This window comes from Pseudomonas huaxiensis (genome assembly GCF_003231275.1).
Taxonomy (GTDB): Bacteria; Pseudomonadota; Gammaproteobacteria; order Pseudomonadales; family Pseudomonadaceae; genus Aquipseudomonas; species Aquipseudomonas huaxiensis.
On record NZ_QKVL01000039.1, the window covers coordinates 20102 to 46299 of the forward strand.

Below are 26198 nucleotides of genomic sequence, written 5' to 3' on the forward strand. Positions count from 1 at the left end.
CCTGGCTGCCGATATCAATTCGTATCCCGATAAGGAACAAGTTCATGAAATACAGTGCTTTCGCGCTTCCCCTTGCATTGCTATTGGCATCCACTGGCGCTTTCGCAGCGCCCGAGCCGATCGAAGGACAATTCACGGTTACAGGCACGGTGCCCACGGAAAGCTTCAGCATCATAGATCCCGGAAACTGGATGTCCGTGCCGCAGACGTTGCCTTGGAACGAATTGGGGATCGGGTTCGCGGGGTTCCGGGAACAGCTCTTGATGAAGAGTACGGTAGGGCCCATCTCGGGTTACTTGCTTGAGCCTGCGCAAATCAGTAATGGCGATAGCGTTATTCCTTTGTCTGTGTCTATTAACAGCGTTGGTATGGCGTTGACCCCCAGGATGATCGTCAAGGCCGAGGATGCTGCCTCCGGCAAGTTGGTGGATTTCCATACCTCGGTCAGCTCCTCAGGTATCAAGTATGTCCCCGGTGATTACTCGGGCACGCTGAGCATGATGTTCGAGACTACTGCGCCGCTCTAGCCATTCGCCAGGTCACCCTTCGCTTATTGCCGGCTCGTTCCGAGTCCTTGTTTTCAAGGGCTTGGGGCGGTCGCTGAGTTCTTTCCATTCACTGACGAGCAGTGACATGTCTTTGGCATTATCCATTCGACTGGCCTTGTGTTGTACGGCCTCGGTCTGGCTGGCGGCTGCCAGCGCATACGGGTCGACGGAGCAGAGCAGTCGATCAGGAATCCTCCGCCAGGCGCAAGGCTTGCCGAAGGGGTTCGATGAACATTTTTTTGACGTGCCGCTGGCGGTGCGGGTCGATCTGGACGGTCGATTGTTGGGCGAGGCACTGGTGGTGCTGAGCCGCGACGAGCGGGTCCAATTGTTGAGCTTCACTGATAGTCGCGACAGCCAGGAACCCGAAATCCTGCGCCAGGCGTGGGCGGTTGCACTGGGCAACGGCCTGGCACTGGGCAACTGCGAGCGTGCTTGTCCACGTGACTTGCTGGCGCTGCACTACGATCTTCTGGACTCGCGTTTGTCGATCCTCACTCGCGGTGCGGAGAGCAGCGGTCAGGCGACTTACCACCGTCTGCCGGAGCAGGGGAGCCGAGGGCTGATCCTGCGTAACCAGCTTAACCTCAGCCGCGACGGCGAACAGACGGTCGGGCGCTATGCGCTTCAAGGGCAGAGCAGTATCGGCAACTGGACCACATTGGCTGAAGCCCGTTTCGATCGCAGTGGCGGCCGCTATGGCGAGGCTCGGCAGAACGTCGACCAACTCTATGCCGAACGTATCCATGAGGACCGTTTTTTTCGCCTGGGCTATTTCACGCCTGATGTTCAGGGCCTGAGCCGTCAGCCGATATCACTGGGCAACACGCCGGAAACGACCTTGGGTGTGATGTTCGGCAGCAGCGACAGCCTGGCGGTGAACAATGGCAGCGCCAGCGTCACGCCCATCTATGTCACGCCCAATCGCCAGGGGCAGGTGGAGATTTATCGCAACGGCCAGTTGATCCAGACACAACCGGTCGCGCCGGGCCTTCAGGTGCTGGACACCCGTGGCCTGCCCGGTGGTATCTACGAGGTGGAGGTGCGCCTGATCGAGGACGGTCAAGTCACCTCGCAAAGCAACGAGTTCGTTTACAAGCCCAACAACTGGAGCAACACCGATTCGCCCTGGCGCTACAACCTGTATGCCGGCCAACGCCAGGAGTTGCTGGGCAATGAGGACGAATCAACCTACAGCGGCCTGAGCGCTGGGGTCATTGCCAATTACCTGTTGCACCCCCGGGTGGTTACCGGCCTGTCGGCACAGCGGGTCGATGAGTACATGCAGTACGGCTCATCCCTGGATTGGCAGGTGCTGGATCGTCTGCAATTGTTGGGGAATGTCTTTCGTACTGACGGGCTGGGCAATGGCTATGACCTGCGCGGTATCTATCACTACGGCAATGGCAGCCTGATTTTCAGCCATAGCAGCACGGCGCTGGGGCCGCGTCCGGCCGATCGTGGTGACGTCGCAGCCTCACGGCGCCGCGAGCAGACCTCGCTGTCGCTGAATCACCGTCTTAGCCGTGAATACACAGCCAACCTGCGCCTGAGCCAAGACAGTGGCAGCAACGCAGGCACGGCGATGGACCTGGGGCTTTCCTATTTCGGCAAACTCTGGGAAAGCAATGCGAACTGGCGGGTTTCGCTGTTCGACCGTCCTGGCACCGGCAGTAGCGGTGACCGGCGCAGCCGAGGTATCAACTTCAGCGTCAGCACCAGCCTGGGCAGCTCTGACCGACGTCTGTCCGCCAGCCTGGGCACTCGGACCTCGCGCGACGGCGGGCAAGAGCGCAATGCCGCGTTGACCTATCAATACCTGCCTGAACAAGGCAGCGTGCGCAGTATCGCCGGGACGCTCAACCTGGACCGCTATGGCACAGGACTGTCGGCGGATACCCAATTTGAGAACAGCGCGTTGAACGGCGATGCCTTTATCCAGCGCTCATCATTCAATCAGGACCTCAGTGCCGGTCTGAACCTGGACAGTACCTTGGCAGTGGGCGGCGATCACCTTGGATTCAGCGGCCAGTACCTGCCGTATAACGCAGGGCTGATCGTGGATGTAGAAACGGACGTGCCGGACCTCCTGTTGAGTGCCAGTGACTCCGAAGGCGGCAGCAGTGTGTTGCGCCCTGGTCGCAACGTAGTACCGGTCAGTGCCTACAAGTCCGGCCATGTGCAGTTGGACTTCCAGTCCGGCTATGACGCCAGCGCCGTTATTCAGCCGCCGACACTGGCGTATCACCTCAACCGCGGCGGCGTGGCCTACGAGACGTTGCGCGTGATGCGCACGGTCACCGTCATCGGCCGCCTGCTGGATGACCATGGCAAGCCACTGCGCGGTGCAATGTTGATCAATCACGCCAGCCGCGGCGTGAGCGAAGCAGACGGGTTGTTCGTGGTGGAGATCAGCGAGGCAACGCCCACGCTGGAGGTTCTGTACAAGGGCCGGCAACTGTGCGTCCTGCACGTCAGCCCGCAAGGGCCGCGTGAAGATGGTGTGCTGCTGGCAGGTGATCAGCAGTGCGAGGCGAGGACGCTGGTTCAGGGTGAGCCTGTTCGCTCAGGAGGTGGCGCGTGAGGCATTCAAGTGGCTTGAAAACGATTCCATGGCTGCTTCTGATGCTATGGGCGGCTGCGGCCAACGCAGTGGAGGTAACAGTCAGCGCCGAGTACCGTAATGGCATCGACTTTGTGCACACCTCGCAGGCGCCTGGTTTCTGCGCGCGCTGGCCGGGGCAATGCAACGCCGGGCCGGCGCTGGACCTGCCCATCAGCTACGAGCTGGCAATACTCCAGAACAAGGACGCAGAACGTGCCGGGGTTACGATCAGGGTACCTGGCCGGCGTCAGGTCACGGTCACCAACGAGCGCAGCGGTGAGTCTTACACGCTGGGATTCGAGACACTCGCGTTGGGCCTGCAAGTGGACGCGCCAGCCGCTTCGCCGGCGTCCCACGCCGTGCAGGGCGGGTGCTCGGCGGCGGGGCTGCAGCACGCCGGGGCACGGACCCATTATTTGTGGCGGATCAATACGCCGACACAACCGGCAACCTGCGTGTCGGCAGGGCAAGTGGGCCAGGTCGATGAAACCGACCGGTTGCGCATCGGCGAGCTCGGCCTGGCCTACCGGCTGACTACGCCATCACCCCTGAAAATGAAGCCGGGCAAGTACCGGGGACGCCTGGTGTTCAGTGTCGGATCTGGCGCGGACTTTGATCTTGGCAACGGCGTGACGACGCTCGATGCCGATAGCCTGGAGCTCAACTTCGAGCTCGATGTGGTGCATGCCTTCCGTCTCGAATTCGCACAGGGCAGCGAGCAGGTCGTGCTGGAGCCGCCCGGCGGCTGGAACCAGTGGCCCAACGGTCTTCCGAACCGCCTGTATCGCGATGTCGCCCTGCGGATCTGGTCTTCCGGGCCGTTCAGCGTCCACCTTCGCTGCCAGTACATGGCAGGGCAAGGGTGCGGCATGCGCAATCAATCCAATGAGCACCAGGTGCCGTTGCGCGTCGCGCTGACCTTGCCGGGGGGATTCCAGCACTCCGGGCAGGGAGTGAACCGCGTCGTGCTTCCGGTGGGTGAAACCATGGCGCTGAAGCTGGAAAGCCTGCAGCCCATGCTCAATCAGGGCGGGCTTTTACATTTCGACGTGGGCAAGGCCGAGGTCAGGGAAATGGCTCGTTATCCGGGCATGGAATACGCGGGCGACGTGACAGTGATTTTCGATGCCGGGATGTAGGGCTCGAAGCAAACCGTAAAATTCACGAGGTAATGAACGATGAAAACCATGCTTTGCGCTCTGTTGCTGCTGGTGACGGCCGCTACGGTGCAAGCGGCGCCACAGATCAACGTGGGCAACCTGTACGACTACCTGAGCGGGGAGCGCAGCACGTTGCTCAAGCGGATTCGCAACAGCGGTGACACCACTGCATTCGTCAAGGTCAGCGTGTTCGAGCTGGTTTATGACGCACAGGGCACGATCACCGAGGTTGCGCAGGACGACCTGCCCCTCGAGCAGCGCCCGTTGATCGCCAGCCCTGCGCGGCTGATCGTGCCGGCCTCGGGGATGCAGACCATGCGCGTGCTGTATCGCGGCGAGCGTGACAAGGAGCGTTACTTTCGCTTGCGCTTCGTTCCGGTCGTGCCGGAGCGCGGTGACGGGTTCGCCATCAGCGAAGAGGACGCACAACAGTACGAAGCGCTCAAGGCCAAGGTGGAAATTCTGACTGGGTTCGGTTCGCTCTTGTTCGTCCATCCCAGCGGCACGCAGTACCAGACCGAGGTTTCCAGCGAGACCCAGCGCTTTATCGTGCATAACCGTGGCAGCAGCACCGTGGTGCTGGACCATTTCAACGACTGCGACGCAAGCGGCAAGCAATGCTCGGTGGCGACCAAGCACCATATCCGCCCCGGCAGCGACCGCGAATTCAGCCGGGATTCGGGACGGATATATCGCTTCGAACTGATCGAGGGCAATGAGCGCCGGCGAGTAGAGATCAAGGGCTGATTTAGACGCTGGGAAATTTCCCTCATGGATTAGGGAAACATCCGATGCACATGTGCCTGTCTTGAGGCCGATACTCTGCACATCAGAGTGCTGGCCTTTTGATGTTATTTGCCCGACCTCATTCGGTAGCCATGGCATTTGAAGCTGACCACACACGTCATCTAATTAACAGGGAAGATTTCATGTACAAAGCCATGATCGTGGACGACCATCCGTTCATTCGTGCCAGTGTCAGGATGTTGTTGCGTCAGGAGCAGTTCGAGGTGGTTGCCGAGGCCGACAACGGTATCGACGCCATGCGCCTGATCCGCGAGCACGAGCCGGATATCGCCATCCTCGATATTGCTATCCCGCGTATCGACGGGCTGGAAATCATCACTCGGGTCAAGGCCGCGCGCCTGAACATAAAGATGCTGGTGCTGACGTCCCAGGCCGTCGGTTATTTCTCGCTGCGCTGCATGCGCCTCGGGGCTTCGGGGTTTGTCTCGAAGAACGATGATTTGAGCGAGTTGCGCAAAGCGGCACTGGCGATCATGTCCGGCTACACCTATTTCCCGGAAATTTCCCTGAGTTCGGTAAACCGTTTCGATTGCCATGCCACTGAAACGCAGCGCATCGAAAAGCTCACCGACCGCGAACTGCTGATTCTCCAGCAATTGGCCCGAGGCTTGAGCAACAAGGCCATCGGCGAAGCCATGCTGCTGAGCAACAAGACCATCAGCACCTACAAAACCCGTCTGCTGGAAAAGCTGCGGGTCAGTTCCCAGGTAGACCTGGCCGACCTGGCCAGACGCCACACGCTGATCTGACGTCCACTTGCTGCCTCTCCCTCCTGTGCGCCGCACCTTTTTGCTGTCGCTGGCGGTACTGTGCGTGTGTCTGCTCAGTGGCCTCGCCTGGGCGGAAACGCCGAACCTGCTGGCCCGCTCAAGCCTCGACGACAACCTGCGGCTGGACCTGGGCGACAACGACCGCCACTGGCTCTGGGCGCGGCGGACGTTGTGGCTCGGGGTCAGCCGGCCCGACCGCGTGCCGTTCGACATCACCGCCACCGGGCGCGACTACGAAGGCCTCACTGCCGATTACGCCGGCCTGCTGGGTGAATTGCTCGACGTGCAGATCCGCGTGCGGCGCTATGGCTCGCGGGCCGACGCGATCAGTGCGTTGCAGCGCGGCGACATCGACCTGTTGGGCACCGTTTCCGCCGATGAGGCGGCGCGCAGCCGCCTGCTGCTGTCGCGGGCCTACGTGGAAAACCAGCCGGTGCTGGCCACCCGCAGCGACGGTGGCGCGCCGGACGTCGACCGGCCTGGCGTGCGCCTGGCACTGCGCGAGGGGTACTTGTCAGAGGAGCGCGCCCAACAACTGTTTCCCAACGCCCGCTTGGTGTTCTACCCGTCGCTGCTCAATGCTCTCGGTGCCGTGGCGTTCGGTCAGGCCGACCTGTTTCTCGGCGATGCTCTGGGTGCGCAATATCTGTTGCACAAGAATTACCTGGCTCACCTGCAGTTGTTCCCCACCGAGTTGCTTGAGGGCGGGCATTACGGCTTTGCCGTCAACAGTGACAACCTGCGCCTCAAAGGGCTGGTCAACCAGGCGTTGGAGCGGATTTCCGAACAAGCGCGCCTGGCTATTCTGCGACGCTGGAGCGGCGGTGCGACCAGCTTCGCCGCGCGTGGACAACTCGACTTCACCGATGCCGAGCGCGAGTGGTTGCGTCAGCACCCGCGGCTGACGGTGGCCATTGACGAGCAGTTCCTGCCGGTCAGCTACCTCGATGACCAGAGCGTGTTTCGTGGCATCAGCGCCGATTTGCTGGAGCGCATCGCCCAGCGCACCGGACTGGCCTTCGACATCGTCGCCGGCGGCGGCTTCGATGACATGGCGCAGCGTCTGGAGGTGCAGCAGGTCGATCTGGTGGCGGCGATGCCGTTCAGTCGTGGCCGCCAGGAACAGGTTGGTTTCAGCCGTTCCTACCTGAGCAACAGTCTGGTGCTGGTCACCCGAGACAACGACCGTGACCTCGACAACCTCGACGATCTGGCTGGCAAGCGCCTGGCCCTGGTCCAGGGCAGTGTGCTCGAGGACTACATGCGCGAACGTCACCCGCAGGTCCAGGTGCTCTGGAGCAGCGGCCCGCAGCAGGCGCTGGAACGGGTCGCCAACGGTGAGGCGCAGGCGGCGGTGACCAGCCTGATCGGCGCGCGCTACAGCATCGCCCGGCAGTTCCGTGGCCAACTGAGCATCCGTGCCGCGCTGCCAGTGCCGGCGGTGCACTTTGCCTTCGGGACGCGGCGCGGCGCGCGGGAGTTGCTGTCGATCATGAACAAGGCGCTGCTGAGCATCGCGCCGCAGGAGATGGACGAGTTGACCAATCGCTGGCGCAACGAAGTTATCGTCGTTGACAGCTATTGGCAGAAGTACCGCGGAATGATCCTGCAGGGCTTTCTCATGGCCCTGTTCCTGTTGCTGCTGGCGATGTATTGGATTCGCGGCCTGCGTCGCCAGGTTCACAAGCGTCTGCGGGCCGAACAGGCCCTGAGTGACCAGCTCGAGTTCATGCGGGTGATGATCGACGGCACGCCTCATCCGATCTATGTGCGCGACCGCGAAGGCTGTCTGCTGACCTGCAACGCCAGCTACCAGCGGGCCTTGAACGTCGATCGCGATGCGGTGATCGGCCAGCCTGTGCCGGAATGGTTGATCGGCGCGGACCAGGCTCGGCGCTACCGCGAGTCCTATCGACGGGTTATTGCTCAGGGCGCGTCGGTGGTCGAGGATCGCGAGCTGCTGCTGGCAGGCAGGCGCCTGATCATCTACCACTGGATGCTGCCGTACCGTGCAAGCGATGGTTCGGTGGCGGGCGTCATTGGTGGCTGGGTGGATATTTCCGAACGCCAGCAACTGTACGAGGCTCTGCAACAGGCCAAGGACGAAGCCGAGGCGGCCAACCAGGCCAAGACCACGTTCCTGGCGACCATGAGCCATGAAATCCGCACGCCGACGAACGCCTTGCTGGGCATGCTCGAGTTGGCCCTGCGCAAAGCCGAGGAGGGCGTGCTGGATCGCCTGGCCATCGAGGTCGCTTCCGGTGCGGCCCGGGGCTTGCTGGAGTTGGTGGGCGACATCCTCGATATCACCCGTATCGAGTCCGGTCACCTGGAGCTGGTGCCGCAGCAGGTCGACCTGTGCCGTGAGGTGGAAAGCACGGTGCGGATGTTCGAGGCACAGGCCCGGCAAAAGCGCCTGCATTTGCGGCTGGACATGGACAGCCACTGTTCGGTGCAGGTGTTGGTCGACCCGGTGCGGTTCAAACAAGTGCTGTCCAACCTCGTCAGTAACGCCATCAAATTCACCCACGAAGGCGAGGTCTGCGTGACCCTGGTTCTGGACGTGGACTGTGAACGGGTCGGGCTGTGTCTGTCGGTGGAAGATACGGGTGTCGGAATTCCCCAGGACGAAATGGCGCTGCTGGGCAGCCCGTTTCGTCAGGCCAGCAACAATCAGCAGAGTGCCCGCTGTGGTTCAGGGCTGGGCTTGAGCATCAGTCACACGCTCTGCACCATGATGGGCGGCGACATGTTGCTGGACAGTACCCTCGGCGTTGGCACCCGGGCCCGGATCAATCTCGACCTGCCGCGCCTGACGCCGTCCGAGGCGGTGCTGGCCAGCCTGCCGCAACTGCCCGCCCGCAGCGATGCGCCGCTGGATATCCTGGTGGTGGACGATTACCCGGCCAATCGTCTGCTGTTGCAGCAGCAACTGAGTTTTCTTGGCCATCGCGTGGTGACCGCGACCAACGGGCACGAAGGGCTGCGCACCTGGTTGCGGCAGCGTTTCGACGTGCTGATCACCGATTGCAATATGCCCGGCCTCAACGGCTACGCTCTGGCCCGGGCGGTGCGAGAGGACGAGCGGCGAAAGCGCAAGGTCTCGATCCTCTTGCTTGGCTGCACCGCCAACGCTCAGCCGCAGGAGCGCAAGCGGTGTATCGAGGCCGGTATGGATGACTGCCTGTTCAAGCCGCTGAACCTGAAGGACCTGGCCGGCAAGCTGGTCTCGGGCGAGCCGGGCCTGGTGCCCGACGACACCTCGAGCGGGTCGGCGCCGGGGAACGGATTGGACTTGTCCAGCCTGCACAAGATCACTGGCGGCGACCCCACGGCGGTCAAGGCCCTCTTGCAAGACCTGCTGAGCAGCAACCGCGAAGACCTGGAAAAACTGACCTATCTCCAGAGCGAAGGCGACCTGGGTGGCCTCGCGGACCTGGTGCACCGGATCAAAGGTGGCGGACGGATCATCAAGGCACACAGGTTGCTGTACGCCTGCCATAACCTGGAAAAGGCCTGTCAGGACAGTGCACCGGCCGAGCGAATCGATCCACTGGTGGATGAGCTGCGTCAGGCCGTGACCGCGCTGACTCAGCGCCTGGAACTGTTTTGCCAGTCGTGAAGCGTCGGAGATTTCCGCCGAATGCTGGGAACCCTCCTGATTCTTCCTGGCTGAACCGATAGGAATATGGGGCTTGGCCTATACGAGGGAAGCGGTTGTGCCTGCTAAGTCTTTGCGTGTCCTGATCCTTGAAAACCAGTCTTTTCAGCGCGCCATCGCCGTGAAGATTCTTTGTCAGCTCGGCTGCCGGGACGTCTTGGAAGCGTCCTCCGGCAGCGAAGCAATCACGCTGCTGGAGCGCATCGGCCGGGTGGATGTGGTGGTGTGTGATGTGCGCATGGAGGGCATGGACGGCCTGGAATTCATCCACCGCGCGGCTCAGGCGTCGCTGATCGGCGGGGTCATCGTCAGCAGCGGTTTGCATTCCGAGGTGCGCCGGGCCATTACGCTGTTGGTTGCCCGCCTGGGCGTGGCTTTTCTCGGCGATGTCGGCAAGCCCCTGCACATGGAGGGCATGCGTGATGCGTTGGCCAGGGTACGGACCTTGCCAGCGCTGTCACTGACCACACCGGTGCTAGGGGCGTGGGTGACCGAAGCAGATATCCGCCGGGGGCTGTCGTACAAGGAGTTCGTCGCTCACTTCCTGCCGCGCTGTGACCTGGGCAACGGCGAGATCAAGGGCGTGGACGTGCGGGTTCGCTGGAAACACCCGGTCCATGGCCTGCTGGCGGACAATCTGTTCATGCCCCAGGTGGAGCGGGCGGGGTTGCTGGATGACGTGCTGGTGGTGTTGCTGGAGCAGGGCCTGGCCTTGCAGCGAGAACTTATGGCCCAGGGACGCGTGCTGCGCATGTGCTTTGCCTTGGGCTTGTCACAGCTCTGTGGCCGCAGCCTGACCCGCCGGCTCAAGTCGCTGATGCAGTTCCATCGCTCGGTCGGCCAGGGCATCGCCTTCGAAATGGCCTTCTGCGGCGCGCTGGAGGCTTCGCCGATGCACCTGGAAAGCCTGACGCGCCTGCGCATGCTCGGTTGCGGGTTGTGTCTGGGAGAGTTCGGCAGCAATGGCGGGTCCTTCCAGCGGCTCTGCCAGTTGCCATTCAACGAAATCAAGCTGGCCAGCCAGTTCATGCACGATCTGGAACACCAGCCACGCCACCGTGCCGTGATCAGGAGCAGCCTGGCGCTGGCCGGCACACTTGGCCTGGGCGTCACCGTCACTGGAGTGGAAAGCGCCGGCCAGCATCTCATCCTGATGGATATGGACTGCGCGGTCGGCCAGGGCAACTACTTCGCACCGGTGCTGGACCGTGAAGAACTGGTCCGCCGGCTCGGTCGGCGCGCGCGTGGGTGCTGAAAGACATCTTTATGACGGAAGGATGCGTGGAGCGTCTGTACCGGATGCTAGCAATGTGCTACAAACTTTCGCTTTAACTTCAGGCTTTTAACCGCGCAAGGAAGGTGACCCCCGTGACTGCAACTACCCTGATCGAAACCGTAAGTGCCGATTCCCTGACCACCCTGCTGCAAGACGCCGGTTGCCGCGTCAACCGCACCGAGCAGAACGCTGTGATTCAACTGCTCAGCGCCAGCCAGGGTGTCGGCTACGCCGTCCGTTTCGGTAACAGTGCCCCGGAAGAAGGACAATTCCTGGACTTCACCTACAGCTGTGCACTCCGCATCCAGGGTGAGCTGCCTGAAGGCCTTACCAACCTGTGGAACGCTTCGCGCCGTTTCTCCCGTCTGGCTCAACAGGGCGAGTTCCTGGTCCTGGAAAAAGACGTGATCGTTGCTGACGGCGTTAGCCTCAAGCACCTGCAAGGCTCCCTGGTGCTGTGGGACCGCCTGCTGCAAGAGTTCGTTGTGTACCTGCGTGACTACAGCCGCAACGTCGCGGCTGCCCAGGTTCCTGTGGAAAGCGCTTCGTGAGTCGCGGTCGCCTGTGGGCCGGCGCTGGTGCGCTGGCCGTGCTGACCGTTGCGGTCACCCTGGCCCTGCGTCCTGGCGACGATCTGGAGGCGGCCAGCCGCACTGTTCCGGAGTCCACCGAAAGCGGTACCGCGCTGGCTCGCCTGGGTGACCAGCAGGTCAACGCCGAAGAGCTCAAGGCGCTGTTTGCCCAATTGCCGGAGCAGGCTCGCCTGCAACTGCGCAATGATCGTCCTGCCCTGGAAACCTGGATCCGTGCACGCCTGGCGGAAAAGGCCCTGTACCAGCAGGCCGAAGCCAAGGGCTGGTCGAAGCGTCCTGACGTCGAAGCCCAGACCCGCGCGGCAATCGAGCAGATCGTACTGCGCAGCTACCTGAACAGCGTGACCAAGGTAGCGGATGACTATCCGCCCGAGCAGGACCTGAAGCAGGCCTACGAGAACGGCAAGGCTTCGTTGCAGGTCCCGGCGCTGTACCGTGTCAGCCAGATCTATCTGGCCGTACCGGACGAGCAGGCCCTGGAATCAGTGCGCAAGCAGGCCGAAAGCATCGCCAAGCGTGCCCAGGCCTCCGGCGCCAACTTTGCCGAACTGGCGAAGACCTACTCGCAGGACGCAGGCAGTGCGGCGCAAGGCGGCGATATCGGCTTGCAACCGCTGACGCAGTTGCTGCCGGAAGTCCGTACCGCGGTGTCGAAGTTGAAGGTCGGCGCGGTCAGCGAACCGTTGCAGAGCCCGCTGGGCCTGCACATCGTCAAGCTGGTCGAATCGCAGCCGGCGCGTGTCGCCACCTACGACGAAGTTCGCGGACAACTGCGTGACGCCTTGCGTGCGCAGCGTCAGGAACAGTTGGCCAAGACCTACGTCGAAGGCATGTTCAACAGCGCCACCCTGAGCATCGACGGGGCTGTACTGAACAAGGTTATCGAAGCCGAGAAGTAAGATATCGCTAGCCTCATCGCCGGCAAGCCGGCTCCCACACAGTCCGGTGTATACAGTACCTGTGGGAGCTGGCTTGCCAGCGATGAGGCCCCGACGTCAAACAACAACCGCAGCACCCTCCGAAATACCCTCAGCCTTCGCCTGTAGCTGCCGCCGATACCGTGGCAACGCCATCACCAGAAACCCCGCCGCCAACACCAGCAACGACACTGACGCCGCCAGCGCATAGCGCAGCGATTCGCCGCCCAGCGAAGCGACGAAGAAGTCACTCAGCACACCAATCACCAACGGCCCCAGGCCAACCCCCAACAGGGTCATGGACATGACGAAGATCGCCGTGGCCTGAGCCAGGCGTGTGGCCGGGAACAAATGGGTGATCGCGCCCAGGCACGGCGTTGCCCACCACACGCCGAAGAAACCGAACGCGCTGTAGAACAGGAATGCCTCGGGCACCGGAATGCTGCCGATATGAAAAGCGATGCCCTGTGGCCAGAGGAAATAGGCGAGGGCGAAGGGAATGCTCAGCAGGGTGCCGAGCAGCGGCACGCCGATTTGCCAGCCGACATCACGTCGGGCCAGGCGGTCGGTGAGCAGGCCGCAGGCGAGGGTGCCGATGGTCGAGCCGGTGCCGCCGACCACGCCCACCAGAAAGCCGGCTTCCTGCATGTTCAAATCATGGGATCGAATCAGGAAACTCGGACTCCAGGTGCCGATGGCATAACCGGCGATCGCCGCCGTGCCACCGGTCAGCACCAGCCAGAAGAATGACGGCATGCGGAACAGCTCCACCAGGGTCGTGGTCCAGCCATCCTGCGTTGTGGCCGTGGCCTGGCGGATCTGCGCGGGCTTTGGTGCACGCACGGTCAACAGCAGGATCAGGCCGAGCAGGATGCCCGGTGCACCAATCAGCAAAAACGCATAGCGCCAGCCGTGGTGCTGGGCAATCCAGCCACCGAGGCCGAGGCCGACGATCGCGCCCAGGCTCGACCCCAGCATCAGCACCGACAACGCGGTGGAGCGGCGGTTGGCCGGGTACAAATCGGAGACCATCGCCACCGACGGCGCGGTGCCGCCGGCTTCGCCCACCGCCACGCCAATCCGTGCCAGCACCAGGGTGAGGAAGTTGCCGGCCATGCCGCAGAGCATGGTCATCAGGCTCCAGGCCATGCAACTGAACGCGATCACCGGCTTGCGCCCGATGCGGTCCGACAGCCGTCCCAGCGGGAAGCCGAACACGGTATAGAACACCGCGAAGGTGACCCCCGAAAGCAGGCCGATGCCGGTGTCGGAAATGCCGAATTCGAGCTTCACCGGCTCGATCAGGATCGCCATCAATTGGCGGTCGATGTAGTTGAAAACGTAGATGCTGGCGAGCACCAGAAGCGCGTAGTGCGTGCGCCAGGTGACGGGATTGGGTGGGTTCACTGCACTGCTCCGGTTCTTGTTATATCGAGCTCGATCGTCGGCGCATCCCGCACCTGTTTCATCGTCCGTTCAGACCATTTTTCCTGCGCGTTTCAAGGCGCTGCCAACCCTACCTGAAGCCGCAAAACTAGTCTTGTCGGACGATGTTTCGGCCTCGTTGCGGATCAATCATGCAGCCCATATCCGGGGTTGCGGCAATGCTCCAAGCGGCCGGTCAGCCCCGGGCACAACAAGAACTTAAGGAGCTGACATGAGCATCTTGTTCGAGCCGGTGCGCCTGGGCGAACTGCAACTGGCCAACCGTATCGTCATGGCCCCGATGACCCGCAGCCGCGCCGATGTGCAGGCCGTGCCCACTGCCGAGATGGTCGAGTACTACCGCCAGCGGGCCAGCGCCGGGCTGATCGTCGCCGAAGGCACCGCGCCGTCGGCAGGTGGTCTGGGCTACTGCCGCACCCCGGCGATCTACACCGCCGAGCAGATAGCCGCCTGGCGCCAGGTGACCCGCGCCGTGCATGCGGAGGGCGGGCGCATCGTCCTGCAACTGATGCACGTCGGCCGCGCCGCCAGCCGCTACAACAAGCCGGCCGGTGCTGCCACGGTGGCGCCGTCGGCCCTGCGCGCCAACACCCAGGTGTTCACCGACGCGGTAGGCATGGCCGACACCGAGCAGCCCGAGGCCTTGAGCGTTGCCGGCATTGCCGCGGTAATCGCCGAGTACCGCCAGGCCGCGCTGAATGCCCGCGAAGCCGGCTTCGACGGCGTCGAGCTGCACTGCACCAGCGGCTACCTGCCGATGCAGTTCCTCGCCTCGGGCAGCAATCAGCGCACCGATGCCTATGGCGGCAGTGCGGAGAATCGCGTGCGGTTCGTCGTCGAGACGGTACAGGCGATGGCCGATGCCATTGGTGTCGGGCGGGTCGCCGTGCGCTTCTGTCCGGGCAACCCTTACAACGACATTCAGGACGATGACCCGGCCGCCACCGCGATTGCCCTGTGCACTGCGCTGGCGCCACTGGAGCTGGCCTACCTGCATGTGATGCGTTCGCCGCTCGGCACCCTCGATGCCTTCGCCCTGGCCCGTGCCTACGGCAACCAGCGGCTGATCCTCAATGATGGTTTCGACGGTGCCTCGGCCAATACCGCGCTGGACGCGGGCGAGGGCGTTGCGGTTTCGTTCGGTCGGCATTTCATTGCCAACCCGGATCTGGTCGAGCGCCTGCGGCAGGACCAGCCGCTGGCCGCCTTCGACCGCAAGACCCTCTACACCGCCGGCCCCCGCGGCTACACCGATTATCCCGCGCTCAGCCAGGTGGTGGAGGTGACCCCATGAACCTGCCATCCTCCGGCTTGCCAACCAGCGCCGTGGTGCCCCGCGAGCAGACCCAGGCGATCCTCGACCGTCGCGGCGCGGCGGCCGGGCAGATCAAACCTGCGGACCACTACACCCTGGCCGACCGCCTCGAACAACAAGCCGCGCGCTTCGCCGAGCGGCCCTTCCTGATCTATGGCAAGCAGTCCCTGAGCTACGCCGAAGTGGACGCCCGCGCCAACCAGATAGCCCATACCTTCTACGCCAAGGGCCTGCGCGCCGGCGACGTCTGCGCCATGGTCATGGAAAACCGCCCGGCGTTCTTCTGCACCTGGTTCGGCCTGGTCAAGCTCGGCGTGGTGGTGGCCTTCATCAACACCCAGGTCAACGGCCGGCCGCTGCTGCATGCGCTGGAAACCACCGGCGCCAAAGCCCTGGTGATCGGCGAAGAATGCCTGGGCAACGTGCTCGCCACCGAGGGCCTGCCGACGCTGGCCTACTGGCTGGTGGGCGATGAGGAAAATCCGTGGGCCGGCGATCTGCCCGGGTTTATCGACCGCCAGTTCGCCAGCCGCCTGGACAGCGCGCCGCGCAGCGCCTTCCCGCGGGATATCCGCGCGGCGGTCGAGGCGCAGGCGACCACCTTGCTGATCTTCACCTCCGGCACCACCGGCCTGCCCAAGGCGGCGCGCTACAGCCATATGCGCTGGATGTCCTCGGGGGACGTGATGGAAGTCACCCTGGCGGCGACCTGCGACGACGTCTTCTACTGCTGCCTGCCGCTGTACCACGGCGCCGCCGCCACCTCGGTGACCTCCACTGCGCTGCGCGCCGGAGCCAGCATCGTGGTGCGGCGCAAGTTCAGCGTCAGCGAATTCTGGCGCGATGTGGTGCGCCACAACATCAGCGTGTTCCAGTACATCGGCGAGATCTGCCGCTACCTGCTCAACCGCCCGGAACAGCCCGGCGAGCGCGACCACAACCTGCGCTGCATGCTCGGCGCCGGCTTGACCCCGGAATCCTGGCAGCGCTGGATCGAGCGCTTCGGGCCCGTCCAGGTGTTCGAAGGCTGGGGTGCTACCGAGGCCAACACCGCGCTGATCAACGTCGACAACTACGTGGGTTCCTGCGGACGGGTTCCGGATTGGGAGCGCACCAACCTGCGGCTGATCCGCTTCGACGTGGAAAACGACTGCCACCCGCGGGATGAAAACGGTTTCTACCAGGTCTGCGAAGTGGGCGAGTTGGGCGAAGCCATGGCCTTTATCGTCAACCACCCGGAAATCGGCGGCGGGCGCTTCGAGGGCTACACCTCGGCCGACGCTACCGAGAGCAAGATCCGCCGCAATGTGCTGCATGCGGGCGATGCCTGGTGGAGTTCGGGCGACCTGCTCCGTCAGGACGCCGATGGCTACTGCTACTTTGTCGACCGCATCGGTGACACCTATCGCTGGAAGAGCGAGAACGTTTCGACCCAGGAAGTGGCGGACGCGCTCGGTGATCTGCCGGGGCTTGAACTGATCAATATCTACGGCGTGCAGGTGCCTGGCCACGAAGGCCGCGCCGGGATGGCGGCGGTGTTGATGCAGGCCGGGCAGGTGTTCGATCCCGCCGCGCTGTATGCGCTGAGCGAAGCGCGTCTGCCGCGCTATGCCGCGCCGCTGTTCGTGCGGGTCAGCGCTGCGGCGGACCTGACCAGCACCTTCAAGCTGCGCAAAGTCGATCTGCAACGCCAGGGTTATTGCCCGGCCGCCTGCCACGACCCGCTGTACATCCGCGACGAGCAGTCCGGCACTTACCAGCCGTATTCGCAGGCGCTGCTGCAACGCCTGGAACTGGCACCGTTCGTGGTCGCCGACCATGGCTGACCTCGACCACAACGGCCACGAACTGCGCGACGGCCTGCGCTACCCGTGGCCCAAGGCGCCGGCCGGCGGTGAAGTGCGCGCGGTGGCGGATGGCGTGTTCTGGCTGCGCATGCCGCTGCCGTTTCGCCTCGACCATATCAACCTCTACCTGCTGCAGGACGGCGATGGTTGGGTCGCGGTGGACACCGGGATGAACACCGAGCAGACCCGCGAAGTCTGGGAGCAGGTGTTCGCCGGGCTGTGCGCCGGCCAGCCGCTGCGGGCGGTGGTCTGCACCCATTTCCACTCCGACCACGCGGGTGTCGCCGGCTGGCTGGCCGAGCGTTTTCGTTGCCCGGTGTACATGACCGAGGCCGAGTACCAGTCGCTGTACGTCAAGGTGCCGAGCGAGGTCGAACCGGGCTGGGACTTCCTGCAGCACTACGCCAGGGCCGGTTTCAGCGCCGAGCAGGCCGGCGACATGTACCGGACCATCCAGAACGGGCATTTCCGCCCGCTGCACTTCAACAGTTACCGGCGCCTGCGCGAGGGCGATCGCCTGCGCATCGGCCACCGCGAGTGGCGGGTGGTGGTAGGGCGCGGGCATTCGCCGGAACACGCCTGCCTGTACGCCGAGGCCGACGGCCTGCTGATTTCCGGGGATCAGGTGCTGCCGCGCATCACCTCGACGGTGGGTGTGCACGCCACCGAGCCGGACGCCGACCCGCTGCGTGACTGGCTGGCCTCCATCGATCACCTGCGCGCAGTACCCGACAGCGTGCTGGTGCTGCCGGCACACGAACGTCCGTTTTTCAACCTGCATGCGCGTCTGGACCAGTTGGCGGCCCATCACCGGGCCCACCTGGCGCTGCTGTTGGCCACCTGCGACGAGCCGCGTAGCGCGCTCGAGCTGATGGCCGTGCTGTTCCCGAAGCTGTCCGGTCGTTTCGACGAACTGATGGCGCTGGGCGAAACGTTGGCCCATGCCAACTTCCTCATGGCCGAAGGGTCGCTGTCGCGGGCGGAACACGGCGGGCTCTACCGCTACCGACGGCGCGATCCCGACGCACCCGCCACCGATCCGCCCGATGTGTTGTGAGCGTCCGGCACGGCGGCAATGTTGCTCAAACCCGGCAGCCTGATGGCTGCCACACAGGAGAGTCAGTGTGATCGATAAAAACAACAATAATGCGCCTGGCCTTGGCTCACGCGGGGTCCAGGTCACCCACCTGGCGGCGGCCATTGCCCTGGCATCGACGCAGGCCTTGGCCGGCGAGACTATCGAGTTCGATAACGGCGCGACCATCGACTGGTCGGTGACCACCAGCTACGGCGTCGGCATGCGCCTGGGCGAGCAGAGCCGGCGACTGATGGGGGTCAACGCCGACGATGCCAACCGCAACTTCGACCGTGGTTCCCTGACCACCAACCGTATCGGCGCCCTTGGCGAGATGATCCTGCGCAAGGACAACTACGGCGCGGTGGTGCGCGCCAGTACCTTCTACGACGACGTCTATCACAAGGGCAATGACAACGATTCGCCGGCCACCGTGAACAAGAGCGGCGACCACGACGAGTTCACCAGCGACACCCGCTACTACAGTGGCGGCCGCACCCGTCTGTTGGATGCCTATGTGTTCGGCGGCTGGCGTTTCGATAACGACACCATGCTCGACGTCAAGGCCGGGCGGCATATCGAGTCCTGGGGCGAGAGCCTGTATTACCCGGGCGTGAACGGCGTGCAGAACCCGTCCGATGCGGTCAAGGCCGCGCAGCCTGGGGTCGAAGTCAAGGAGGTCCTGCTGCCGGTGGGGCAGGTCTCGGCCTCGTTCCGCCTCAACCCGCAAATCACCTTCGGCGCCTATGTGCAGTACGAATGGAAGGGCACCGAGCTGCCGCCGGTGGGCAGCTACCTGTCCAGCAGCGACGTGATCGGTCCGGGTCGCGAGTTCATTTACAGCGGCAACAGCAAGATCGCCTATCGCGGCACCGACGAACCGCGCGACAGCGGCCAGTGGGGTGTGCAGGTGCGCTTCCGGCCGGTGCCGGCAATCGAAATGTCGCTGTTCCACGTCAACTATCACGACAAGAACCCGGCCACCGCGTTGGTGGGCTATGACCCGGTGCCGGTCGGCGGCGGCCTGTATGCCTTTGCCGCCAACGGCTACAAGGTCAAGTACTTCGAGGACATCAAACTCACCGGTATCAGCGCCTCGACCAAGCTGGGCGAGTTCCAGATCGGTGGCGAATGGTCGTACCGCGACGGCGCGCCAGTGATGGTCAATACCGGCCTCGGTCCGGTGCCGACCCGCGGCAAGGGCCAGCAGATGCAACTGTCGGCGATGCGCGTGCTGGGCGACCGGCCGTGGGCCAGCCAGACCACGCTGACCGCCGAAATCGTTCATGTACGGGTGGACAGCGTCGATGACGCCTCCGCCGCGCCCAACCTGCAAGGTGTGAACCTGCTGCCATCGCTCGGCGGCATGGTGGGGAATTCCGATGACTACACCTACAAGACCTCATCTGCCTGGCGCAGCCGTGATTCCAGCGCCTACACCCTGGGCACATCGTTCAGTTATCCGGGGGTTTTCCAGGGCTGGGATCTGGAAGTGCCAGTGCGCTTCTCCAACGTGTTCAGCGGCTCGACACCGATGTCCGGGAGCATCTCAGGCGTGCAGGGCGACCGACGCCTGAGCGTGGGCACCACCTGGAAATACCTGGGCAACCTCGAAGTCGGCCTGAACTACACCGGCTACCTGGGCTCGGCCGACCCGGTCAAGCGCCCGTTCGCCGACCGCGACTACGCCACGTTCTCGATGAAATACAGCTTCTGAGTTGCACATGCCCTGGGCGCGCCCGGGGCCTCACTATCGCTATGACAACCGGGCCTCAGGCCCGGACGGGGAGAGACTATGGGCCTCAAAGGGCACGCGGCCATCGTTGGCACCGCGCAATACAAGCCGGAGAAGTACGCCACGGCGCCGAAGATGTTTCACCTGGAGCAGGTCGCCGACCTCGCGGCCCGCGCCCTGCGCGACGCCGGGCTCAAGGCCGAGGACCTCGACGGGTTGGTGATCAACGGCCCGCAGTTTCATGAAGCCTCGGTGTTCGTCCCGGCCATGGCCGCCGAATACCTGGGCCTGCGCCTGAACTTCGCCGAAGTGGTTGATTTGGGTGGCTGCACCTCGGTGGGTATGGTCTGGCGCGCTGCCGCCGCCATCGAACTGGGCCTGTGCCAGGCGGTGCTGTGCGTGCTGCCGGCGCGCATGGCACCGCTCGGCCCGGACGAAGACCCGAGCTGGATGGCCCGGGCCATGCGCTTCGGCGGCCACAGCACCGCGTTCGGTGCGCCGGAAGCCGAGTTCGACCTGCCTTACGGGCACATGGGGCAGAACACCGGCTACGCGATGATCGCCCAGCGCTACGCGGCGCAGTACGGCTACGACCCGGTGGCCCTGGCGAAGATCGCCGTGGACCAGCGCACCAACGCCCAGGCCAACCCGGACGCGATGTTCTACGGCCAGCCGCTGACCATCGAACAGGTACTGGCCAGCCGCATGGTTGCCGACCCGCTGCACGTCCTCGAAATCGTCATGCCGGTGGCCGGTGGCGCGGCGATGATCATCGCCTCGAAGGAAGTCGCGGCACGCTCACGCAAGCGCCCGGCCTTCGTCACCGGTTTCGGTGAACACCTGGCGTTCAAGTCACCTTCCTATGCCGCGGACATGATCCACACACCGATCGGCCCTGCGTCCCAGCGTGCCTTTGCCATGGCCGGGCTCAAGCCCACCGATGTCGACGCTGCGCAGATCTATGACTGTTACACCATCACCGCGTTGCTGACCCTGGAAGATGCCGGTTTCTGCGGCAAGGGCGAGGGCATGGCCTTCGTTCGCGAGCACGACCTGACCTTCCGTGGCGATTTCCCGATGAACACCCATGGCGGCCAGCTCAGCTTCGGCCAGTCTGGCGCTGCGGGTGGCATGTCGCAGGTGATCGAGGCGGTGACGCAGATCGCCGGCACGGCGGGCGAGCGTCAGCTCAACGGCTGCGACACCGTCTATGTCTCCGGCACCGGCGGCGTGATGAGCGAGCAGGGCGCATTGATTCTTCAGGGAGCATAAGAGCATGTCCAACAACAAACCGATGCCCGTTGCCACGGAGATTTCCGCGCCGTTCTGGGAAGGGATCAAGGCCCGTCGCCTGCTGATCCAGCAGTGCAACGCTTGTTCGCACTGGGTGTTCTACCCGCGCCGGCACTGCCCGTCGTGCCTCGCTCACGACCTGGCCTGGCGCGAAGTGCCGGGCCGGGCAACGCTGTACAGCTACACCCTGACGCGCATCCCGACCCTGCCGGACTTTGCCGATGAAATGCCGCAGAAACTGGCGGTGGTCGAACTGGCCGAAGGCGTGCGGATCAACACCAACCTGGTGGGCCTGGACGAAGACGAGATCCACATCGGCATGGCTTTGCAGCCGGTGTTCGCCGAGGTGGACGGCAAGGGCAACCGCCTGTTGCGCTTTACTGGCATGGACAAGGACGCCGCCGCGCTGGAGCCGCTGCCGGGGCTGGAGCCTGAGCCGCAACCGGCTGAGGATGCCGGATCGGTGCGCAGGATCGACTTCAACGATGCGGCCGCGCTGCAGTCGCTGGTGAGTGACCGTTTCAGCGACTGGAGCAATGTGATCGTCGTTGACCAGGCGCTGATCGACGCCTTTGCCCAACTGTCCGGCGATGACTACTGGATTCACACCGACCCTGAGCGCGCACGGCTGCAGAGCCCGTTTGGCGGCACCATCGCCCATGGCGCGCTGGTGCAGGTGTTGCAGTCGCGGATGAAGCTGGCGCTAGGCTTCGAGATCACGGGATTCGGCACCCAGATCAACTACGGCTCTGACCGCCTGCGCTTCCCGGCGCCGGTACCGGCAGGAGCGCGGATCCATGCGCGGGCGCGGGTCAAGAGCGTGGAACTGCTCGGGCGTGGCACGCAATTGACCCTGGAGATCAATATCCATGTGCTGGGGCAGGAGCGGCCTTCGGTGATCAATGATCTGGTGATTCTGTATCGGGCCTGAACAGCGTTGTTGTGGTGAGTGGCGTGCTAGCCGGCAGATCTTCAGCGGGCTCAAGATCGAGCGCCATCCGCGGCGCATCGCCGGCAAGCTGGCTCCCAGGTTTGGGGTTGACCCTGAACCCTATGGGCGCTGGCTTGCCGGGGCGCCGAACCGCAGCGATCCACCTCAAGGTCAGCGTTACTGCGTGTCATGCCAACCCGCGCCAGGTAAGCCATTTGGACGATGTTCCAAAGCTTCTCAGCACTGACTATCCCGTGAAACGACGCCCACCGTGTCAAGGAGCGCTTCGCATGAGAGACGCACAATGAATCAGGTCAAACAATGGGTAACGCACTGCGTCGAGGTCATCGCCGACTGGCTGATGGCCTGGCGCAAGGGGCTGCTGGCGCTGTTCGTGCTGCTTAGCTTGGGGCTGGGCTACAGCGCCCTGAACACGCAACTGGACCCTGGCTTCAACAAGCAGATCCCGGTCCGCCACGCCTATATGGTCAACTTCCTCAAGTTCAGCCAGTACTTCACCGGCGCCAATCGCTTGCTGGTCAGCGTGCGCTGGAAAGGCGAGGGTGACATCTACAACCCTGAATTCCTCGAAACCCTGCGCAAGGTCACCGATGATGTGTTCTTCATCAGTGGCGTGAGCCGGCCCAGCGTGACCTCGCTGTTCACCGCCAACGTGCGCTACATCGAGATCACCGAAGAGGGTTTCTACGGCGATGTGGTGGTGCCGCCACGCTTCAGTGGCAGCCCCGACGACCTCGCCCAGGTGCGCAGCAACGCTGCGGCGTCCGGGCAGGTCGGCCGGCTGATCGCCAATGACCTGAAGTCGGCCATGGTCCGCGCCGACCTGCAGGACCTCGACCCGCGCAGCGGCAAACCGGTGGATTACACCCAAGTGGCCAACAGCCTGGAAGAGATCCGCCAGAAATACGCCAGCGACACCATCGAGATCAATGTCGTCGGCTTCGCAAAGCTGGTGGGGGATGTGGTGGAAGGCCTGACCACGGTGATCGGTTTCTTCGCCATCGCCTTCGTCATCACCGGCCTGCTGTTGTGGCTGTATTCCCGCTCCCTGCGCCTGACCCTGGTGGCGCTGGTGGTGGCGTTGCTGCCGGTGGTCTGGCTGCTGGGGTTGCTGCCGCTGCTGGGCCTGGGTATCGACCCGATGTCGATTCTGGTGCCGTTCCTGATCTTCTCGATTGGCGTGTCCCACGCGGTGCAGATGACCAACGCCTGGAAACAGGACGTGGTCGCTGGTGCCACGTCGTTGCAGGCGGCGCGCACGGCGTTCTGCAAGATCTTCATTCCCGGCTCCCTGGCCCTGCTGATGAATGCCCTGGGCTTCGGCGTGATCATGCTGATCGACATTCCCATCGTCCATGAACTGGGGGTGACCGCGTGCATCGGTGTGATGCTGATGATCATCACCAACAAGCTGATGTTGCCGATCATCATTTCCTGGCTGCCGCTGGAGCGCGGTCTGCTGAGCCGCGAACAGGCCGGCCGGCAAGAGCGCCATCGGTTGTGGTGGCGGCTGTCGGCGCTGGCCGAGCCGGGCCCGGCGTTGGCGGTATTCGGCCTGAGTCTGTTGCTGCTCGCAGCCGGTGCCTGGAAAGCCCGTGACCTGGCGGTGGGCGACATCGGTGCCGGCGCGCCGGAGCTGCGTGCCGACTCGCGTTACAACCAGGACAACGCGCGGATCATCAGCAGCTATTCGATTGGCCTGGACGTGCTGGCGGTGTTCGTCCAGACCCACGATGTCGAGGAAGGCTGCCTGAATCCGGAAGTGATGCGTGCGGTGGAAGGTTTCGACTTCCGCATGCGTGCGGTACAGGGCGTGCAGTCGGTGCAGAGCGTGGCCGGCATGGGCAAGCGAGTGATCGCCGGCAACAACGAAGGCAATCCGCGCTGGGCAGCGATTCCCGGTTCCTCCCGCGGCCTGAGTCAGGGCGCTCGCGCTTATATGCCGGACGACGGCCTGGTCACCGATGGCTGCCAGCAGATGCAGATTCTGGTGTTTCTCGCCGACCACGAAGGCGCCACCGTCAGCCATGCGGTCAACGAAGCGAAGCGGATTATCGCCGAGGTGGCTACGCCGCGGGTGGAGTTTCTCCTGGCGGGCGGCAACGTCGGCGTGATGGCGGCCTCCAATGAGGCGGTCAAGCGCGCCGAGGTGATCATGCTGGCGGCGTTGTTCGGTTCGGTGGCGCTGTTCTGCTGGCTGACCTTCCTGTCGGTGCGGGCGGTGCTGTGCATCCTGGTGCCGCTGGCAATCGTGGCGATCCTCTGCAACGCGCTGATGGCCATGCTCGGCATCGGCCTGAAAGTCGCGACCTTGCCGGTGATGGCCCTGGGCGTGGGCGTCGGCGTGGATTACGGCATCTACTTGTACGAACGCATCCAGCACGAGATGTCCGCCGGCGCCGACCTGCGCGAGGCGTTCTACCAGGCCATGTGCCAGCGCGGCACGGCGGCGGTGTTCACCGCCCTGACCATGTCCATCGGCGTGTGCACCTGGGCCTTTGCGCCGCTGAAGTTCCAGGCCGACATGGGCGTGCTGCTGTCGTTCATGTTCCTGGTCAATGTGCTCGGCGCGATCTTCCTGTTGCCGGCCCTGGCGGCCTGGTTCAACCGGGGGCGCCCGCTGGTGGCCCGGGAGGCGCAATCGGTGGAAGTGCTGCGGGGTGAATTCCGGCTGAAGAAGCAACCGGCAGCACCACACATCCGATAGCTGCGGATATCAGGGAGCGCCCTATTGTGGGCGCTCCGGGAGATAGCGAGACTGCAACGCGACGTGCACTTCGAGGGGGCTGATTGCCCCCGAGTCGAACTCATAACAATAAGAAGGGAAGGCCCAGCCTTACCCGAGCGAGGAGAAGACGGTGGAGAACCCTGTGCTGACCCCGGATGGCCTGAGCAAGCTCGGTCTCGATCTGGCCGGCTACGACCGGCTGGTGAGTGAAGTCTACGACGGCGCCATCAACCCCCGGCAGATGGCCCGGGCCCTGACCAGCTTCCGCGACCTTTACGGCGCCAACTACGTGACCCTGATCCTGAGGGTGCCAGACCAGCCTGACATGGGCCTGATGATCATCGTCGGTGATATCGAAGGCGCGGGCGAAGTCAGCTACATGACCTACCCGCAAACCCAGACGCCCTTCACTAACCAGCCGCTGGACTATGTGTTCACCGTGGATGATGTGCTCACCAGCAGCCAATGGGAGCAATCGGCGTACTTCAAGATGTTCTGCGGGCCACAGGACGTCTACCACGTCATGGGCGCCGATATCTCCACCGCCGATGGCGGCAAACTGCGCCTGCGGATCACCCGGCCCAAACGGGCGCCGGCCTTCTCCCGCGACGATCGGGCGCTGTGCGCGATGTTCCTGCCACACCTGCGTCGCGGCATGCAAATGCACAACCTGCTCGACCGCAGCGAATCCCTCAGCGACCTGTACGCCCAGGCCATCAGCCGCCTGTCGGTGGCGACGCTGGTGCTGGACGAGAGCGGCAGCGTGCTGCGGGTCAACCCGGTGGCCCATGACCTGCTGGCCCAGGCCGACGGCCTGAAACTGGTTGGCGGGCGTCTGGAAGCCACCTATCCCAGCGACAACCGCGAGCTGCAGCGCTTGATCCGCGCGGCGTTTTCTCCGGATGCACCGAAAAGCGCCGAGGCCATGTCGGTGACCCGGCCGTCCGGGCTGGTCAATCTGGGGCTGGTGGTGGAACCGATTCCGTCGCTGGACTGGGCGGAGGGCAAGGGCAAGCCGGCGGCGCTGGTGTACATCCGCGATGCCGCCAGCAAGTCTTTGGCCAGCGAACTGGTGACCAAGCAACTGTTCAACCTGACCAAGGCCGAGACGGCGCTGGCCATGGAACTGGCCAACGGCCTGTCACTGGAAGAGGCCGCCGAGGAACTGAACATCCGCCGCAACACCGCGCGGGCGCACTTGCGTTCGATCTTCTCCAAGACCGGTGTGCGCCGGCAGACCGAGCTGGTGCGGATCCTGCTCAACAGCGTGGTGGCGTTGGGCAAACCGAAAATGCCGCTGAAGGTCCCCGGCAAACTGAAGGTCCCGCCGCCGCAACTGGCGGTGCCGATGGCGCGACGGGCATGAAGGGCTCACGCGTGTTGTGAATGAGCCTTAGGCCAAAACGGTCTTAAGAACTATCAGTAATGTCAGGTGTGCAACGGGTGCGGCACGCAAAGAATGGGGTAGCG

At 63.8% G+C, this 26198-nt stretch carries 18 protein-coding genes; 17 read left to right on the forward strand and 1 reads right to left on the reverse strand.

The features are described from left to right. Window positions 1–44: 44 nt before the first annotated feature. The 9 genes from DM374_RS26705 to DM374_RS26745 all read left to right on the forward strand — a co-directional run bounded on the left by DM374_RS26705 (window position 45) and on the right by DM374_RS26745 (window position 12319). Entirely contained in the window at window positions 45–527 is a 483-nt protein-coding gene (locus tag DM374_RS26705) for a CS1 type fimbrial major subunit (RefSeq protein WP_110972582.1), read from the forward strand. Window positions 528–633: 106 nt separating this feature from the next. Then, window positions 634–3132, forward strand: a complete 2499-nt coding sequence (locus DM374_RS26710; protein WP_110972583.1) for a TcfC E-set like domain-containing protein — start codon at window positions 634–636, stop codon at window positions 3130–3132. A 14-nt stretch (window positions 3133–3146) separates the two neighbouring features. After that, the gene (locus DM374_RS33540; protein ID WP_177431610.1) at window positions 3147–4292 is read left to right on the forward strand and encodes a hypothetical protein; all 1146 of its coding nucleotides are present in this window, start codon (window positions 3147–3149) and stop codon (window positions 4290–4292) included. Between the two features lie 39 nt (window positions 4293–4331). Continuing rightward, window positions 4332–5060 (forward strand): fimbrial biogenesis chaperone, encoded by a 729-nt coding sequence (locus DM374_RS26720; RefSeq protein ID WP_110972584.1) that lies wholly within the window; start codon window positions 4332–4334, stop codon window positions 5058–5060. 182 nt (window positions 5061–5242) lie between these two features. Then, the gene (locus DM374_RS26725; RefSeq protein WP_110972585.1) at window positions 5243–5869 is read left to right on the forward strand and encodes a response regulator transcription factor; all 627 of its coding nucleotides are present in this window, start codon (window positions 5243–5245) and stop codon (window positions 5867–5869) included. Window positions 5870–5894: 25 nt separating this feature from the next. Next, window positions 5895–9512, forward strand: a complete 3618-nt coding sequence (locus tag DM374_RS26730) for a transporter substrate-binding domain-containing protein (RefSeq protein WP_225422601.1) — start codon at window positions 5895–5897, stop codon at window positions 9510–9512. A gap of 97 nt (window positions 9513–9609) precedes the next feature. Continuing rightward, window positions 9610–10806, forward strand: coding sequence for an EAL domain-containing response regulator (locus DM374_RS26735; protein ID WP_157969755.1), 1197 nt, complete (start codon window positions 9610–9612; stop codon window positions 10804–10806). A gap of 113 nt (window positions 10807–10919) precedes the next feature. Continuing rightward, entirely contained in the window at window positions 10920–11378 is a 459-nt protein-coding gene (locus tag DM374_RS26740) for a YbjN domain-containing protein (RefSeq protein WP_110972588.1), read from the forward strand. Then, window positions 11375–12319 carry a peptidylprolyl isomerase gene (locus DM374_RS26745; RefSeq protein ID WP_110972589.1) on the forward strand — a complete coding sequence of 315 codons (945 nt, stop codon included), beginning with the start codon at window positions 11375–11377 and terminating at the stop codon, window positions 12317–12319. Before DM374_RS26740 ends, DM374_RS26745 begins: the two co-directional genes overlap by 4 nt. Before the next feature lie 96 nt (window positions 12320–12415). Here the strand turns inward: DM374_RS26745 and DM374_RS26750 are convergent, their stop codons facing one another. Further along, entirely contained in the window at window positions 12416–13744 is a 1329-nt protein-coding gene (locus tag DM374_RS26750; RefSeq protein WP_110972590.1) for a spinster family MFS transporter, read from the reverse strand. Window positions 13745–13994: 250 nt separating this feature from the next. Between DM374_RS26750 and DM374_RS26755 the strand changes: the two genes are divergently transcribed. The 8 genes from DM374_RS26755 to DM374_RS26790 all read left to right on the forward strand — a co-directional run bounded on the left by DM374_RS26755 (window position 13995) and on the right by DM374_RS26790 (window position 26094). Further along, complete coding sequence (locus DM374_RS26755) at window positions 13995–15077, forward strand: alkene reductase (RefSeq protein ID WP_110972591.1); 1083 nt, start codon at window positions 13995–13997, stop codon at window positions 15075–15077. Next, on the forward strand, window positions 15074–16924 hold the full coding sequence (locus tag DM374_RS26760) for a long-chain-acyl-CoA synthetase (protein ID WP_110972592.1): 1851 nt from the start codon (window positions 15074–15076) through the stop codon (window positions 16922–16924). The genes DM374_RS26755 and DM374_RS26760 overlap by 4 nt, the downstream gene beginning before the upstream one ends. Further along, window positions 16917–18002, forward strand: a complete 1086-nt coding sequence (locus tag DM374_RS26765) for an MBL fold metallo-hydrolase (protein ID WP_110972593.1) — start codon at window positions 16917–16919, stop codon at window positions 18000–18002. The genes DM374_RS26760 and DM374_RS26765 overlap by 8 nt, the downstream gene beginning before the upstream one ends. Before the next feature lie 67 nt (window positions 18003–18069). Continuing rightward, window positions 18070–19737 (forward strand): DUF1302 domain-containing protein, encoded by a 1668-nt coding sequence (locus DM374_RS26770; protein ID WP_110972594.1) that lies wholly within the window; start codon window positions 18070–18072, stop codon window positions 19735–19737. Between the two features lie 78 nt (window positions 19738–19815). Beyond that, window positions 19816–21027, forward strand: coding sequence for a thiolase family protein (locus DM374_RS26775; RefSeq protein ID WP_110972595.1), 1212 nt, complete (start codon window positions 19816–19818; stop codon window positions 21025–21027). A 4-nt stretch (window positions 21028–21031) separates the two neighbouring features. Further along, window positions 21032–21979, forward strand: a complete 948-nt coding sequence (locus DM374_RS26780; protein ID WP_110972596.1) for a bifunctional OB-fold nucleic acid binding domain-containing protein/MaoC family dehydratase — start codon at window positions 21032–21034, stop codon at window positions 21977–21979. Window positions 21980–22283: 304 nt separating this feature from the next. Continuing rightward, a complete protein-coding gene (locus DM374_RS26785; RefSeq protein WP_110972597.1) occupies window positions 22284–24707 on the forward strand; it encodes an efflux RND transporter permease subunit in 2424 nt (807 codons plus the stop codon). A gap of 151 nt (window positions 24708–24858) precedes the next feature. Next, window positions 24859–26094, forward strand: coding sequence for a helix-turn-helix transcriptional regulator (locus DM374_RS26790; RefSeq protein WP_110972598.1), 1236 nt, complete (start codon window positions 24859–24861; stop codon window positions 26092–26094). Window positions 26095–26198: the final 104 nt, after the last annotated feature.

What these genes read in the sequence shown, in the direction of transcription:
- DM374_RS26705 (WP_110972582.1), top strand. Translation starts at nt 45, where the DNA reads ATGAAATACAGTGCTTTCGCGCTTCCCCTTGCATTGCTATTGGCATCC.
- DM374_RS26710 (WP_110972583.1), top strand. Translation starts at nt 634, where the DNA reads ATGTCTTTGGCATTATCCATTCGACTGGCCTTGTGTTGTACGGCCTCG.
- DM374_RS26720 (WP_110972584.1), top strand. Translation starts at nt 4,332, where the DNA reads ATGAAAACCATGCTTTGCGCTCTGTTGCTGCTGGTGACGGCCGCTACG.
- DM374_RS26725 (WP_110972585.1), top strand. Translation starts at nt 5,243, where the DNA reads ATGTACAAAGCCATGATCGTGGACGACCATCCGTTCATTCGTGCCAGT.
- DM374_RS26755 (WP_110972591.1), top strand. Translation starts at nt 13,995, where the DNA reads ATGAGCATCTTGTTCGAGCCGGTGCGCCTGGGCGAACTGCAACTGGCC.
- DM374_RS26760 (WP_110972592.1), top strand. Translation starts at nt 15,074, where the DNA reads ATGAACCTGCCATCCTCCGGCTTGCCAACCAGCGCCGTGGTGCCCCGC.
- DM374_RS26765 (WP_110972593.1), top strand. Translation starts at nt 16,917, where the DNA reads ATGGCTGACCTCGACCACAACGGCCACGAACTGCGCGACGGCCTGCGC.
- DM374_RS26775 (WP_110972595.1), top strand. Translation starts at nt 19,816, where the DNA reads ATGGGCCTCAAAGGGCACGCGGCCATCGTTGGCACCGCGCAATACAAG.
- DM374_RS26780 (WP_110972596.1), top strand. Translation starts at nt 21,032, where the DNA reads ATGTCCAACAACAAACCGATGCCCGTTGCCACGGAGATTTCCGCGCCG.
- DM374_RS26785 (WP_110972597.1), top strand. Translation starts at nt 22,284, where the DNA reads ATGAATCAGGTCAAACAATGGGTAACGCACTGCGTCGAGGTCATCGCC.